Source organism: Streptomyces sp. AC550_RSS872, from assembly GCF_019049285.1.
GTDB lineage: Bacteria > Actinomycetota > Actinomycetes > Streptomycetales > Streptomycetaceae > Streptomyces.
On the sequence record NZ_JAGMUL010000015.1, the window covers coordinates 215,991 to 228,564 of the forward strand.

Annotated in this window: 12 protein-coding genes and 2 pseudogenes; 9 read left to right on the forward strand and 5 right to left on the reverse strand. The window is 71.3% G+C overall.

The annotated features are described in order from the left end of the window. Positions 1–116: 116 nt before the first annotated feature. The 3 genes from KUM44_RS07285 to KUM44_RS07295 all read left to right on the forward strand — a co-directional run bounded on the left by KUM44_RS07285 (position 117) and on the right by KUM44_RS07295 (position 3,253). Positions 117–506 (forward strand): BlaI/MecI/CopY family transcriptional regulator, encoded by a 390-nt coding sequence (locus tag KUM44_RS07285; protein ID WP_217206931.1) that lies wholly within the window; start codon positions 117–119, stop codon positions 504–506. Between the two features lie 6 nt (positions 507–512). Further along, positions 513–1,445 (forward strand): M56 family metallopeptidase, encoded by a 933-nt coding sequence (locus tag KUM44_RS07290; protein ID WP_217206932.1) that lies wholly within the window; start codon positions 513–515, stop codon positions 1,443–1,445. A gap of 476 nt (positions 1,446–1,921) precedes the next feature. Next, a complete protein-coding gene (locus KUM44_RS07295) occupies positions 1,922–3,253 on the forward strand; it encodes an LCP family protein (protein WP_374202020.1) in 1,332 nt (443 codons plus the stop codon). A gap of 70 nt (positions 3,254–3,323) precedes the next feature. Here KUM44_RS07295 and KUM44_RS07300 read toward each other — a convergent pair whose 3' ends face one another. Beyond that, the gene (locus KUM44_RS07300; protein WP_217206934.1) at positions 3,324–3,779 is read right to left on the reverse strand and encodes a tellurite resistance TerB family protein; all 456 of its coding nucleotides are present in this window, start codon (positions 3,777–3,779) and stop codon (positions 3,324–3,326) included. Between the two features lie 104 nt (positions 3,780–3,883). Here KUM44_RS07300 and KUM44_RS07305 point away from each other — a divergent pair. The 4 genes and pseudogenes from KUM44_RS07305 to KUM44_RS07320 form a co-directional block, all read left to right on the forward strand. After that, positions 3,884–4,303 (forward strand): annotated as a pseudogene (locus KUM44_RS07305) (CNNM domain-containing protein); the annotation flags it as partial. A gap of 124 nt (positions 4,304–4,427) precedes the next feature. Next, positions 4,428–5,588 (forward strand): acyltransferase family protein, encoded by a 1,161-nt coding sequence (locus KUM44_RS07310; protein ID WP_217206935.1) that lies wholly within the window; start codon positions 4,428–4,430, stop codon positions 5,586–5,588. Positions 5,589–5,772: 184 nt separating this feature from the next. Continuing rightward, complete coding sequence (locus KUM44_RS07315) at positions 5,773–6,060, forward strand: DUF3040 domain-containing protein (protein WP_217206936.1); 288 nt, start codon at positions 5,773–5,775, stop codon at positions 6,058–6,060. A 530-nt stretch (positions 6,061–6,590) separates the two neighbouring features. Then, entirely contained in the window at positions 6,591–7,901 is a 1,311-nt protein-coding gene (locus KUM44_RS07320) for a cation:proton antiporter (protein WP_308402523.1), read from the forward strand. Here KUM44_RS07320 and KUM44_RS47125 read toward each other — a convergent pair. Then, positions 7,857–8,093 (reverse strand): annotated as a pseudogene (locus KUM44_RS47125) (cation:proton antiporter regulatory subunit); the annotation flags it as partial. The gene KUM44_RS07320 and the pseudogene KUM44_RS47125 overlap by 45 nt on opposite strands. A 366-nt stretch (positions 8,094–8,459) precedes the next feature. On the opposite strand from KUM44_RS47125, the gene KUM44_RS07330 reads away from it, so the two are divergent. Then, complete coding sequence (locus KUM44_RS07330) at positions 8,460–8,903, forward strand: hypothetical protein (RefSeq protein ID WP_217206937.1); 444 nt, start codon at positions 8,460–8,462, stop codon at positions 8,901–8,903. Between the two features lie 73 nt (positions 8,904–8,976). Beyond that, complete coding sequence (locus tag KUM44_RS07335) at positions 8,977–9,693, forward strand: VOC family protein (RefSeq protein WP_217206938.1); 717 nt, start codon at positions 8,977–8,979, stop codon at positions 9,691–9,693. A gap of 189 nt (positions 9,694–9,882) precedes the next feature. Here KUM44_RS07335 and KUM44_RS07340 read toward each other — a convergent pair whose 3' ends face one another. From KUM44_RS07340 to KUM44_RS07350, 3 genes are all read right to left on the reverse strand, one after another. Then, positions 9,883–10,692: an alpha/beta fold hydrolase gene (locus KUM44_RS07340; RefSeq protein WP_217206939.1), complete on the reverse strand. Its 810-nt coding sequence runs from the start codon at positions 10,690–10,692 to the stop codon at positions 9,883–9,885. A gap of 78 nt (positions 10,693–10,770) precedes the next feature. Beyond that, the gene (locus KUM44_RS07345; protein WP_217206940.1) at positions 10,771–11,424 is read right to left on the reverse strand and encodes a response regulator transcription factor; all 654 of its coding nucleotides are present in this window, start codon (positions 11,422–11,424) and stop codon (positions 10,771–10,773) included. Next, positions 11,421–12,392, reverse strand: coding sequence for a sensor histidine kinase (locus KUM44_RS07350; protein ID WP_217206941.1), 972 nt, complete (start codon positions 12,390–12,392; stop codon positions 11,421–11,423). Before KUM44_RS07350 ends, KUM44_RS07345 begins: the two co-directional genes overlap by 4 nt. Positions 12,393–12,574: the final 182 nt, after the last annotated feature.

Genomic DNA, 12,574 nt, shown 5'->3' on the forward strand with positions numbered 1-12,574 from the left:
ACTGTAGATTGAGTGGCGGGCGGCCTCCGCTTCTCCTGTGCTGCCTCTGCTTTCCTTACGATGTACCGCTCGACGCGTCGCACATGACGCACAGGTCAGCGGAAGGGAGACAGGGCATGACGGATCACCGGCAGCGTTCCGGGCGCCGGGGACAGGGCGAGCTGGAGGCGCTGGTCCTGTCGGCGCTGCAAGAGGCGGACGGCCCGGCGACGGCCGGCTGGGTGCAGGAGCGGCTCGGCGGGGACCTCGCCTATACGACGGTGATCACGATCCTGACCCGGCTGCTGGGCAAGGGCGCGGTGACCCGGGAGCGCACCGGCCGGTCCTTCGCCTGGACGCCGGCCTCGGACCAGGCGGGCCTGGCGGCGCACAGGATGCGCAAGGTGCTGGACGGCGAGAGCGACCGGGAGGCCGTCCTGGCCAGCTTTGTCACCGGCCTCGGGCCGGACGACGAGCGGCTGCTGCGGGAGCTGCTGGGTGAGTCCGGGAGCGAAGGGGAATCCTGACACCTCATGGGGGTCTTCGTCTTTCTGCCGCTCGTCCTGCCGTTGACTGCGTGGCCGATCGCGCGCCTTGCCGAGCAGCATCTGCATCCCCGCACCGCGACCCGGCTGCTCACCGCGGTGGCCACGGTGATGGCGCTGTGCAGCACGGTGTGCCTGGGCCTGGTGATGGTCGTGGGCACCGCCCAACTGCCGGGGAACCCGCTGCCCGACGGCTGGTCCGACCCCGAGGTGCGGGCCGCCGTGCCGTTCGACGAGGTTGCCGGCAAGGCGGCGATTCCGGCTCTGTGCGCGGTGGTCGCGGCCTGCGGGCGGACCCTGTGGCGGCACGGCCGGGTGCGCCGCCAGGCCCACCGGGCGCTGGCCGGGCTGCCGGCGACGGGGGTCGCCGTACTCCCCGACCAGGCGCCGTACGCGTACGCGCTGCCGGGCGGACGCCGGGACCGCGTGGTCGTGACCACGGCCCTGCTGGACCGCCTCGGACCCGCCGAACGCCGGGCGCTCTTCGCTCACGAGCGCGCCCATCTGGCCGCGCGGCACCACCGCTTCCTGCTCGCCGTCCAACTGGCCGCGCGGGCCAACCCGTTCCTGCGCCCGCTGCGCACGGCCGTGTCGTACACCACCGAGCGATGGGCCGACGAAGAGGCCGCCCGAGCCGTCGGCAGCCGAAGGGCCGTGGCGTGCGCGATCGGCAAGGCCGCGCTGGTGTCGCGGGGTACTCCGGTCGCGACGCTCGCGGGTTTTGCCGCGCCCGGGCCGGTCCCGCGCCGCGTGGCCGCGCTGCTCGGCCCCGCTCCGTTGGCGCGACGCTGGCCGTCGCTGTTCACCTCGGTGGGGCTGGCGGCATGGGGCGCGGCCGCGGGGACGGCCGTCTCGGCGATGTCGTCGGCGAACTCGGCGGTGACGATGGTCCTGATCCTGCGGGCGGCGACGCCTCTCTGAGTCGCTGTGGGGGCGCGGGGGACGCGAGTGACGGGTTGGGGTTGGGGTAACGGTCGTCGGCGGGCGGGTGGTTGTCTGGGGGGGGCTGGGAAGGCGGCGTTGGTGACGGCCTTGGTCCTGTGTGAGGTGATGCCTTTCTGGGGCGCTGTGGGGGCGCGGGGGACGCGAGTGACGGGTTGGGGTTGGGGTAACGGTCGCCGGCTGACGGATGGTTGCCTGCGCGACCGGGAAGGCGGCGTTGACGACGGCCCTGATCCTGCGTGAGGTGATGCCTCTCCGCGTCGCTGGGCGGGCGAGGGCGCGAGAAATTCGTGCGGTCCGGGCAACGGATGTTGCGAAGATCGTCGTCTGTTGATGGTGAGGGGGCCGGGGCCTTTCGGCCGTACAACGACATACGTACATCTACAGAGGGGGCGCGGGTGAGTGGAACAGGGCGGCGGCGACGTACGGCGAGCGGCGGCGCGGGGAGGACCCGGCTGACGCGGCGGGGGCGGATCCTGGCCTGGGGCGGGGGTGTGACCTCGGTGGTCGTCCTCGGTGTCGCCGGGGTGGGCGCCTGGGTCTACAACGACCTCGACGACAACATCAAGTCCGCCGACGTCGACGACAAGATCGGCGGCGACCGCCCCGAGAACCTCAGCCCGGGCTCGAAGAACATCCTGGTCGTCGGCTCCGACAGCCGTGACGGTGCCAACGCCGAATACGGCAAGGACCTGGACACCATGCAGTCGGACACGCTGATGGTGCTGCACGTCCCCGCGAACCGGAAGTGGGCCGCGGTCGTGTCGTTCCCCCGTGACTCCTGGGTGGAGATACCGGCCTGCGACAAGGGCGACGGGAGCGATTCCGCACTGCATCACGCCAAGATCAACGAAGCGTTCGCGCTCGGCGGCAGCAGCGGTGAGGTCGCCGGGGCCGCCGCCTGCTCCATCAAGACGGTCGAGGCCAACACAGGCCTGCGCATCGACCACTTCATGTCCGTCGACTTCCAGGGTTTCAAGGGCATGGTCGACGCCCTGGACGGCATAGAGGTCTGCCCGGAGCAGGCCATCCACTCCAAGAAGGCCCGCCTGGACATGGACGCCGGCTGCCAGACGGTCGAGGGCGAGAAGGCCCTCGGCTATGTACGGGTCCGCTACGGGGTCGGCGACAACTCCGACATCGGACGCATCGGACGCCAGCAGGAGTTCATGAACGCCCTGGCCGAGAAGGCGCAGAGCAAGCTGACCAACCCGAAGGCGCTGTACGGCTTCCTGGGGTCCGCCACCAAGTCCCTGACCACGGACCCCGATCTGGCCGGCGTCAAACCGCTGTACGGACTCGCCTCCGAGCTCAAGGGCATCCCGAGCGACCGGCTGGCCTTCCTCACCGTGCCCAACTACCCGCGCGAGGCGGACGTGCCCACCGACAGGGCCAACGTCGTCTGGCAGTACCCGCAGGCCGCCGACCTGTTCACCTCCCTGGCCAGGGACAAGGAGATCGACAAGAAGCGACTGGAGGCCGACGCGAAGAACCCCGTGTACGCCTCCTCCGTGCGCGTGCGGGTCCTCAACGGCACGGGAGTCTCGGGGCGGGCCGCCACCGTCGCGGAGAAGCTGGGCACGGCGGGTGTCACCGTCGCCGGTACGGGCAACGCCCCGCAGGACACCGGCAGGACGACGGTGACCTACCCCGCGGGCCTGGAGAAGCAGGCCGAGGCGCTGGCCGCCCGGTTGCCCGGCGTGCGGGCCACCCAGGCGTCGGATGCCGAGGCGGGTGTGGTCACCCTGGTCGTCGGCAAGGACCTCGACCCCGAGGACATCCGCTGATACGCCGCGCCGGGCGGACACGGGTCGCGTCCGCCCGGCACGGGCTCAGGCGAGTGCTGACGCCGGCCGATCAGAGGTCGAACTCGTGCGGCGGCAGGTCGAGCGCGTAGCACGCCTCGCGGACCACCGCCTGCTCGTCCTTGTCGAAGTCGCCGTCCGCGCCGCCGATGACGATGCCGATCTGGATCACGGCACGCGCCTCGGCGGGCTTCTTCTTCGCCTTGGCGATCTCCTGCATCACACTCACCTTGCCGAAGTCGAAGTCGGTGGTGAGCCGGTTCAGGTTCTCCTCGAACCGCCGGCGCAGATCGTCGGCGGGGAAGTTCTGCAACACCTCGTTGGTGGCGATCAGTTGGGCAACGCGCTGCCGTTCGGAGGAGTCGACGGTGCCGTCGGCCGCGGCGACGAGCGCGCACATCGCCATGCTCGCGTCGCGGAAGGCGCCGCTCTTGAGGTCGTTCTTCTTCGCCACCAGCTGGGTCTGCATCGTCGATGCGGACTCCTTGATGCGGTCCCACAGGGCCATGAGGGCTCCATATGTCGTTGACTTCTACAGCAGTGTAGAAGTTACCAGGTGTCGAGATGTCGGTCCGAACCAGAAGCCTGTGCGCTGTTCGCCGCGGCCGAGTTCTGGTGATCGGTATGCTCGCCGAACCGTCGCTCGCGGCGCTGCTCAGCGGCCCGCTTCAGGCGCTCGGCCTGGGCGGGGCCGCCTGGTCCGTGGCGACCGTGCTGGGCGCGGTCGTCTCCACCGTCGTACTGACGGTGATCGGCGAGCTGGTGCCGAAGAACTGGGCGATCTCCCGGCCGCTCGCGGACGCGAAGGTGGTCGCGGGGCCGCAGAGCGGCTTCACGGCCGGCGTCGGCCCGTTCATCCACCATCTGAACAACACCGCGAACCGTGTCCTCCGCCGCTTCGGCCAGGAGCCCGCCGAGGAGCCGGACTCCGCCCGCAGCCCCGAGGAACTCGTCGCGCTCGCCCGGCACTCGGCCGCCCAGGGCGCCCTGGAGCACGACTCCGCCGAACTGTTCGTCCGCACCCTGCACCTGGGCCGGCCACCGTGTGATCACCGAGCCACTCGGTGCGGGGCGCGGGGACGGGGTGGCTCGTACGTGTGCGACAGCCGGCCTTGTGGTTGAACCAGCACGGGGAAGTGTGCTTAGGGTGCTGGCGATGTCCGCTGACACCACACCCGTACCCACTGTCACACGCGCACCGGAACGACGGCAGCAGCCGCTGCCGTCCGCGGGGGCGGGTGAGAGACGGGCCGAGCAGCGGGACCCGTTTCTCGACAACGCCAAGTACCTGGCGATCCTGCCGGTGGCGGCCGGCCATGCCTGGGAGCCGCTGCGGGACGGCAGCCGGGCCGTCACCGCGCTGTACATGCTCGTGTACGCCTTCCACATGCCGTTGTTCGCGGTGGTCTCGGGCTACTTCTCGCGCGGCTTCGAGGCGGAACCGCGCAGGATCGGACGCCTGCTGACGGGTGTGGCGCTTCCCTATGTGGTCTTCGAGGTGGCGTACACCCTGTTCACACGGTGGACCAGCGAGGATCCCGACCGGCCGATCAGCCTGCTGGACCCGCTGTACCTGACCTGGTTCCTGGCGGCGCTGTTCATCTGGCGGCTGACGTCCCCGGTCTGGCGGCTCGTGCGGTGGCCGCTGCCGCTCGCGCTCGCCGTCGCCATGCTCGCCACGCTCTCGCCCTCCATCGGCGACGACCTCGGTCTGCAACGTGTCCTTCAGTTCCTGCCGTACTTCGTGCTGGGCCTGCTGCTGAGGCCGGAGCACTTCCGACTGGTCCGCCGCCGTTCGGCGCGTGTCCTGGCCGTACCGGTCGCTGTCTGTGCCCTCGCTGTCGCGTACTGGGCGGTCTCATGGATGAACTACGCCTGGTTCTTCCACAGCGAGAGCGCCGAGGAACTGGCCGCGCCGGCCTGGTACGGCCCCGTGATGACCCTGGCCGCCTTCGGCTGCTCCGTCGTCCTGGTCGCCTGCTTCCTCGCCTGGGTGCCCGGACGGCGGACGTGGTTCACCGCGCTGGGCGCCGGCACACTGGCCGGCTTCCTGCTGCACGGCTTCGTCGCCCAGGCCGCCAAGTACGGGGACTGGTACGAGCCTGCCTGGATCCGGCAGCCCGTCGGTGAAATCACTGTCACGCTGGTCGCCGCAGCCGTCATGACCGCGCTGTGCGCCCCCGTTGTCCAGCGCGTCTTTCGCTGGGTGATCCGCGGGACGGCAATCCCCTTGGTGCAGGGCCGTCGGATGTCGTCGGCAGGGTTCGTGCAGGCCCTTCGTCGAGCGTTTGTGCGTGTGTGCCGCCAGGAAGGATGACTGGTGGGCGCGGTGGCGGGAGTGGGCGGGAGCGGCGAGACGCCCCCGACCGGCAGACGCGTGGTACGCCGACGGCCTGCCTGACCTTGTGCACGACGCCCGGCGTCGGAGAAACCACCCATGGCCCGTCAACCCGCCGTCTCAACCGCCCCTGGACGGTGACGGTCTCCGGGAAGGAGGAGCCATGCCCCACCCCGACGACGAGCGCCTGGTCGCTCTCGAAGCGCGACTCGCACGTGACGATCCCCGGTTCGCCGAGGCGCTGCGCACCGGGCGCCCCGCACCGCCCCGTGAGTACCGGCGTACCGGAGCGTGGTGGATGCTCCTGACCGCCGTGGCCGTGCTGATCACCGGTGTCGTGCTGCCCGACGGCCTGCTCATCGCCACCGGTCTGGTCCTCTCCGGTATCGCCGTGCAGTTGCTCGACCCGCATCGCGCGCGGCCGGAGCAGCGCCTTCCGCCGTACCTCTGAAGCCCATGGCACGCCGGTGAACCACCGTCCGTACGACGACAGGCTGTTGGGGTGCGCTAGAATCTTTTACCAAGCCCTTACGCTCCGTTGAGCGAGGGCTCGCTCAGTCGTTGGGGTGGTCGTCGCCGCATTCCGGCCGACGTGATGGGGGGCGTGGGATGAGCCGAGTCGCCTGCGTGCGCGTCGACGTCCCGGTCCGCGTCGAGAACGCCGCCCGCGACGGCGTCCCTGATACCGACAGCGCCACCGACCCGGCCGGGCGCTCCTCGCGCTGACGAGCGTCCCGCCCTGCCCCGGCCCGATGCCGGGGCCCGCGAACCCCATCGCGCCGCCCGCTGAGCCGTCGCGCTCGGTTCCGGGACACGAAGCTCGGCGCCGTCCCGCCGGGCGACGCCACGAATCCGACCCGTCCCAGCGACGGCGCGCGAACCGGCAACAGCACCCCACGGCCCGTCCGGAGCTCAAGCCCGGCCGCCTGCACCCGCAACAGGCACAGACGCCGCCGAACCGATCACGGAGGTCCGACGCCCGTGCACAACACCGCTGCCATGCTCATCGAACTCGGGGCGATCATCCTCGTCCTGGGGCTGCTGGGCCGCCTCGCCGGCCGGGCGGGCTTCTCGCCCATACCCCTGTACCTGCTCGCCGGACTCGCCTTCGGCCACGGCGGCATCCTCCCCCTGCAAGCCAGCGAGGAGTTCGTCGCCACCGGCGCCGAGATCGGCGTCATCCTGCTGTTGCTCCTGCTCGGCCTGGAGTACAGCGCCTCGGAACTGGTCGACACCCTCAAGACCCAATACCCCTCCGGCGCCGTCGACTTCGTCCTCAACGCCGCCCCCGGCGCCGCCATGGCCCTGCTGCTCGGCTGGGGCCCGATCGCCGCCGTGGCCCTCGCCGGGGTCACCTGGATCTCCTCGTCCGGCGTCATCGCCAAGGTCCTCGGCGATCTGCGCAGGCTCGGCAACCGAGAAACCCCCGTCGTGCTCGGCGTGCTGGTCCTGGAAGACCTCTCCATGGCCGTCTACCTGCCGATCCTCACCGCGCTGCTGGCCGGGGTGAGCCTGGCGGGCGGCGCCGTGACCCTGCTGATCGCCCTCGGCACGGTCGGCGCCGTGCTGTACGTGGCGCTGCGGCACGGCCGCCTCATCAGCCGTGCCGTCTCCTCGGACAGCGCGGAGATGCTGCTGTTGGTCGTCTTCGGGCTCACCTTGCTGGTCGCGGGCATCGCCCAGCAGCTCCAAGTGTCGGCGGCGGTGGGCGCGTTCCTGGTCGGCATCGCCCTGTCCGGCGAGGTCGCCGAAGGGGCCGGCAACCTCCTCACACCGCTGCGGGACCTGTTCGCCGCGGTGTTCTTCGTCTTCTTCGGCCTGCACACCGACCCCGCGGACATCCCGCCCGTACTGCTGCCCGCCCTCGCCCTGGCCGCCGTCACCACCTTCACGAAGATCGTCACCGGCTACTGGGCCGCCCGCCGCGCCGGGATCTCGTCCAAGGGGCGCTGGCGGGCCGGTGGAACCCTCGTGGCGCGGGGCGAGTTCTCCATCGTCATCGCCGGACTCGCGGTCGGGGTCGAACCGCGCATCGGCCCGCTGGCCACGGCCTACGTCCTGATCCTGGTCGTCCTCGGCCCGCTCGCCGCCCGCTGGACCGAGCCCCTGGCCCGCCGCCTCACCCGTTCCTCGCGCCGGCGGCAACCGGAGTTCCACAGCGGCCGGTCACTCCCGGCGGAGGATGCCGGCGGCCGCGTCCACGCCCTCACGGGTGCCGATCACGATCAGGATGTCGCCGCCGGCCAGCCGGAAGTCCGGCCCGGGGGAGGGGATCGCCTCGGCGCGTCGTAGGACGGCCACGATGGACACGCCGGTCTCGGTGCGCATCCGGGTCTCGCCGAGGACCCGCCCGTTCCAGTGCGAGAGCGACGACAGCTCGATCCGTTCGGCCACCAGGCCCAGTTCGGTGGTGGACAGCAGGTTCGGGCTGTGGTGCGCCGGCATCAGGGCGTCGATGAGGGCCTCGGCCTCGCCCGAGGTCATCCGCACCGACAGCGCGCACGCGTCCGGATCGTCCTGCCGGTACGCGTTCAGGGTCCGCGCCCCGTCCCGGTGCGCGACCACCGACAGGCGACGCTGCTCGCGCGTCGTGAGGTCGTAACGGACCCCGATGCCCGGCAACGGCGTACGGCTCAGACGCGTGACCCCCACGACTGTCCCCCTGTCTGGTTCGGATGTTCCTCCGGTCAACGTTCGGTGACACCCTAACGAGGGCCCGGAGTCGACCGCGGGGAAGGCGGCCGTGCGGAGCCTGGGACAATGGAGGGCCAGGATCCACGGCGCCGATGCCGGGGGACCGGAGTCCCGCCTCCGTCCGCATCGGGGAGATGACGGGGAGGGAACGTCAGCATGATCGAGTGGGTGTCCGTCAGCAGCGGTGCCAGGCCTGTCCCACGGCCCGTCGCCACCCCGCTGGTGTGGGCCGCGGCGTTCGGCGGGGCACTGGTGCTGGTGGCGCTGCTCAACTCCGTCGTGGGCACCGACCGCCCCGGCCTCGCCCTGGCCGTGCTGTCCCTGCTCGCCGCCCTGCTCGGCCTGTGCGCCCGTTTCACCGCGGCCCCCGGCACCGCCCTGCTGTGCTGGCTCTTCCTCAACGGCTTCGCCATCCCACCCGCCGGAATCCTCACCTGGGTAGCGCACCGCGACACCTTCTGGCTGACCTGCCTGCTCGTCGCCGCCCTCGTCGGCACCGCCCTGGCCCGCCTGCTCCACGCCCGCGCGGCCTACCGCCGCCTCACCGGCGACACCGGCTCCGGCGCACTGGAGCCCGGGGATGCGCAGTACGACACCTGACCGAGACCGTGAAACGCGCTTGCGAAGCCGTCCGGACAGGCGGTACCCAGCATGGGACGACAAGGAGCACACCATGCCGCCCCGCCTGGGTTCCCTGAACGAATTCTGCTGGATGGACCTCAAGACCCGGGACTTACCCGGCACCGCGGCCTTCTTCGCCGAGACGCTCGGCTGGCGCTTCGCGGTGGATGAGGGGGACTGGCGCAAGGCCACGAAGATAGCCACCGGAGGTCACTCCATCGGCGGGGTGAGCGACCTGGCCAACCCGGTCTACCCCTCGCGGACGCCCGCACATGTCTCCTACTACCTGGCGGTCGACGACGTGGACCGCCGCACCGAAGCGGCGACGGAGCTGGGTGCGCGTGTTGTGGTGGCGCCCTTCGACGCGGGGGACCAGGGCCGTACGGCGACATTGGTCGACCCCATGGGCGCCGCCTTCTCCCTGTGGCAGCCCCGCCGATTCACCGGATGGACGTTCCCGCCCCACCTGGCCGGTGCCCCGCACCGCATGGTGCTGGCCTGCGATCAGCCCGACGAAGCCCGGCACTTCTACCGGCAGGCCATGGGAACGCCGCCGGAGTGTGCCGACTTCGTCGCCCCCGACGGGTCCGACCCGGCGGCCCCGCGCTGGGAACTCGTGGTCGGGGTCGATGAACCGCACCACGTCGCGGGGCGCGCGCAGGACCAAGACCGGGACACTTCCACCTGGTTCGACGAGGCCGGGCGTCCCGTTGCCCGGATCAGCAGCCCGGAGGGACTCACCTTCCAGGTCCGGCGCATGCGCCCGTGAAGGGCACGTACCTGTTCGCCGGTGTCGGGGGCGGCGATGGCGACGATGGTCCGGTCGACCGAGGTGAGGACGCGGTCTCGCCACGACGCAAGTACGTGTCACTCACCCGTCCGGTCTGCGCCCGACCGGGCGACGCCGCATCACCGGCGGATCAGGCCGGCGCCCCCGGCCCACACCGACCCGGCCTGGTCAGCCGCGCTCCTCGACCTGACGCCAGAAGGCGTCGACCCGGGCGTTGAACAGCTCCGGGGTCTCCTGGAAGGGCTGATGGGCCTCGCCGGGCAGCACCTCGAACTCGGCGCCCGGGATCCGCTCCGCGACCTCGCGGCCGAATCGCGGCGGCGTGGCGATGTCGAGTTCACCGGCCAGGACGAGCGTCGCGGCGGCGATCTGCGGCAGCCGGTCGAGCGTGTCATGGCCGGTGAACGAGGCCAGTTGGCCCTGGAAGGCTTCGACCGACTGGGGGTGAGGAAAGGCCAGCGTCTCCTCGACGAGCCGGTCGACCGTGCCGTCCGCGTGGGCGCGAGGCGTGTAGATCCACAGGTAGAACGCCTCGAGCAGGGCGCGTTCGCTCGGCGCGCTCTCGACCATCCAGCGCCAGAAGCCCGTCATGGAACGGAAGTAGGCGTCCGGGCGGGCCACCGTGCTCATGAGCACGAGGCTGCGGACGAGAGCTGGGTGACGGAGTGCCAGTTCCTGGGCGATGAAGCTCCCTCCGGAGAATCCGGCGATGTGGGCGGCCGGCACGTCGAGCGCCCGCAGCAGGGCGGCGGCGTCGTCGGCCATCCGCGCGACGGTGACGGACTCCTCGGGTGAACGCGTACGCCCGGCGCCGCGGTTGTCGAAGGCGGTCAGCCGGTAGCGGTCCGACAGACCGTCGAGTTGTGCCTGCCAGGCCTCGGCGGGATCGCCGAGCCCCGCGATGAGCAGGACGTCGGGCCCCCGGCCCCGGCGCTCGACCCAGAGTTCGACACCGTCGGCGTTGATCATTTCGCCCATGTGCACCTCCTGGACGGCCGTCGCGGTACTCCCACCGTCGCACGGGCCGAGCAGGTCCGCCTGGAGTTCCCGCGGGACCTAGGGCTCGATGAGGCCCACACGGATGGCGTAGCGGGTGAGTTCCAGGCGGTCGCGCAGGCCCAGTTTCTGAAGCAGGTTGGCGCGGTGCCGTTCGACCGTCTTGACGCTGATCACCAGGAGACGGGCGATCTCCTTGGAGGAGTGGCCCTCGGCGACGAGTTTGAGGATTTCCTCCTCACGTTCGGTGATGGGGCGGGCGGGCAGCCGGGCGCCTGCGCGGGCGCGGTCGAGGTAGGTACGGATGAGGGCGGACTCGGCGCCGGGGTAGATGAAGGGTTCGTCACGCAGGGCGGCACGGCAGGCCTCGACCAGGTCGCGGTCGGCGACGGACTTCGGGACGTAGCCGGAGGCGCCGGCCTTGAGCGCTTCGAAGAAGAACTGCTCGTTGTCGTACATCGTCAGCATCAGCGTGCGCAGTCCGGGACGGATGCGGGCGAGTTCACGGGCGGCCTGCAAGCCGGTCCGGCGGGGCATGGCGATGTCGAGGATGGCCAGGTCGACGTCGTTGTCCCGGACCATTGCGATGGCTTCCGCGCCGTCGGCCGCCTCGGCCACGACGGTCAGGTCCGGTTCCGCGTCGAGGATCAGGCGGACGCCGCGGCGGACGAGCGCGTGATCGTCGGCGAGCAGGATGCGGGCCGGTGCAGTCATCGCACGTTCTCCCGAGGACGGTGGTCGGATGTGCCGCCGGTCACGTCCAGCCGTATCTCGGTTCCGCCCCGCGGGACCTGGCCGATGGCGAGGTCGGCTCCGATGAGAAGAGCGCGCTCGCGCATACCGCTGATGCCGGCACCCTCGGGCGCGGTACCGATGCCCTGGCCGTCGTCGCGGACCAGCAGACCCACCCGGGAGTCCGGCAGCGGGCGCAGATGGATCTCGACGCGCGTGGCGCCGGCGTGGCGTGCGGTGTTGGTGAGCCCCTCCTGGGCGATGCGGTAGAGGACGAGTTCGGTGGCCGGGTCGAGCGGCGGCAGGCCCGGCGCGATATGGGCCGTCGCACTGAGACGGGAGTTCGTGAACTCGGTCGCGAGGGCCCGCAGGGCGCTGTGCAGGCCGAGCTCCTCCAGGACGCCGGGGCGCAGACGGCGGCCGATACGGCGGATCTCCTCCAGGCCGGCGCGGGTGGTCTCCTGCGCCTGACGCAGGTCGGCGCGCACCGCGTCGGGGGCGTGATCGGCCGTGTGCCTGAGCTGCAGCAGCACGGCGGTGAGGGTCTGCCCGACCTCGTCGTGGAGCTCCTGGGCGAGGCGTTGCCGCTCGGCCTCCTGCGCGGACAGGGCTCTGCCGGAGCTGGTGGCCCGTTCCGCCTCCAGCCGGGCGAGCATGGCGTTGAAGGCCGTGGTGAGCTCGGCGATCTCGCCGGGGCCGGTGACGGTCGTACGACTGCCGGGTCTGAGGAGGTCGGCGGTCGCCATGGCCCGGGTCAGCCGGGCCAGCGGCGCGAGCCCGATCCTCAGCAGAAGGGCGTTCGCGATCAGCATCACCACCAACCCGGCGAGCAGGACCAGCGCCTCGCCGAGGAGGACCGGGGTGGAGACGGTGACCGGGCCGAGGAGCATCAGGATCGCGGCGAGGAACACCGCCGCGTTGAGAAGGAAGATCCGCCAGTACAACGTCATGGTCGCGTTCCCTTCCCGGTGCCCCTCACCTCCACTGTCTCCTGTCACCGCCGCCCGGCCCGCACCGGGGGTCTGACCTGGGACGGGGCCCACTGCCCCGCACCACTCTGACCGCCGTGGGCGCGGTGCGTCCATCCGTGCTGACACCCATGTTCCCGGCCCGTCCGCACCTGGCACGATGA

What these genes read in the sequence shown, in the direction of transcription:
- KUM44_RS07330 (WP_217206937.1), top strand. Translation starts at nt 8,460, where the DNA reads ATGATCGAGTGGGTGTCCGTCAGCAGCGGTGCCAGGCCTGTCCCACGG.
- KUM44_RS07290 (WP_217206932.1), top strand. Translation starts at nt 513, where the DNA reads ATGGGGGTCTTCGTCTTTCTGCCGCTCGTCCTGCCGTTGACTGCGTGG.
- KUM44_RS07285 (WP_217206931.1), top strand. Translation starts at nt 117, where the DNA reads ATGACGGATCACCGGCAGCGTTCCGGGCGCCGGGGACAGGGCGAGCTG.
- KUM44_RS07315 (WP_217206936.1), top strand. Translation starts at nt 5,773, where the DNA reads ATGCCCCACCCCGACGACGAGCGCCTGGTCGCTCTCGAAGCGCGACTC.
- KUM44_RS07340 (WP_217206939.1), bottom strand. Translation starts at nt 10,692, where the DNA reads ATGGGCGAAATGATCAACGCCGACGGTGTCGAACTCTGGGTCGAGCGC.
- KUM44_RS07335 (WP_217206938.1), top strand. Translation starts at nt 8,977, where the DNA reads ATGCCGCCCCGCCTGGGTTCCCTGAACGAATTCTGCTGGATGGACCTC.
- KUM44_RS07350 (WP_217206941.1), bottom strand. Translation starts at nt 12,392, where the DNA reads ATGACGTTGTACTGGCGGATCTTCCTTCTCAACGCGGCGGTGTTCCTC.
- KUM44_RS07300 (WP_217206934.1), bottom strand. Translation starts at nt 3,779, where the DNA reads ATGGCCCTGTGGGACCGCATCAAGGAGTCCGCATCGACGATGCAGACC.
- KUM44_RS07345 (WP_217206940.1), bottom strand. Translation starts at nt 11,424, where the DNA reads ATGACTGCACCGGCCCGCATCCTGCTCGCCGACGATCACGCGCTCGTC.
- KUM44_RS07310 (WP_217206935.1), top strand. Translation starts at nt 4,428, where the DNA reads ATGTCCGCTGACACCACACCCGTACCCACTGTCACACGCGCACCGGAA.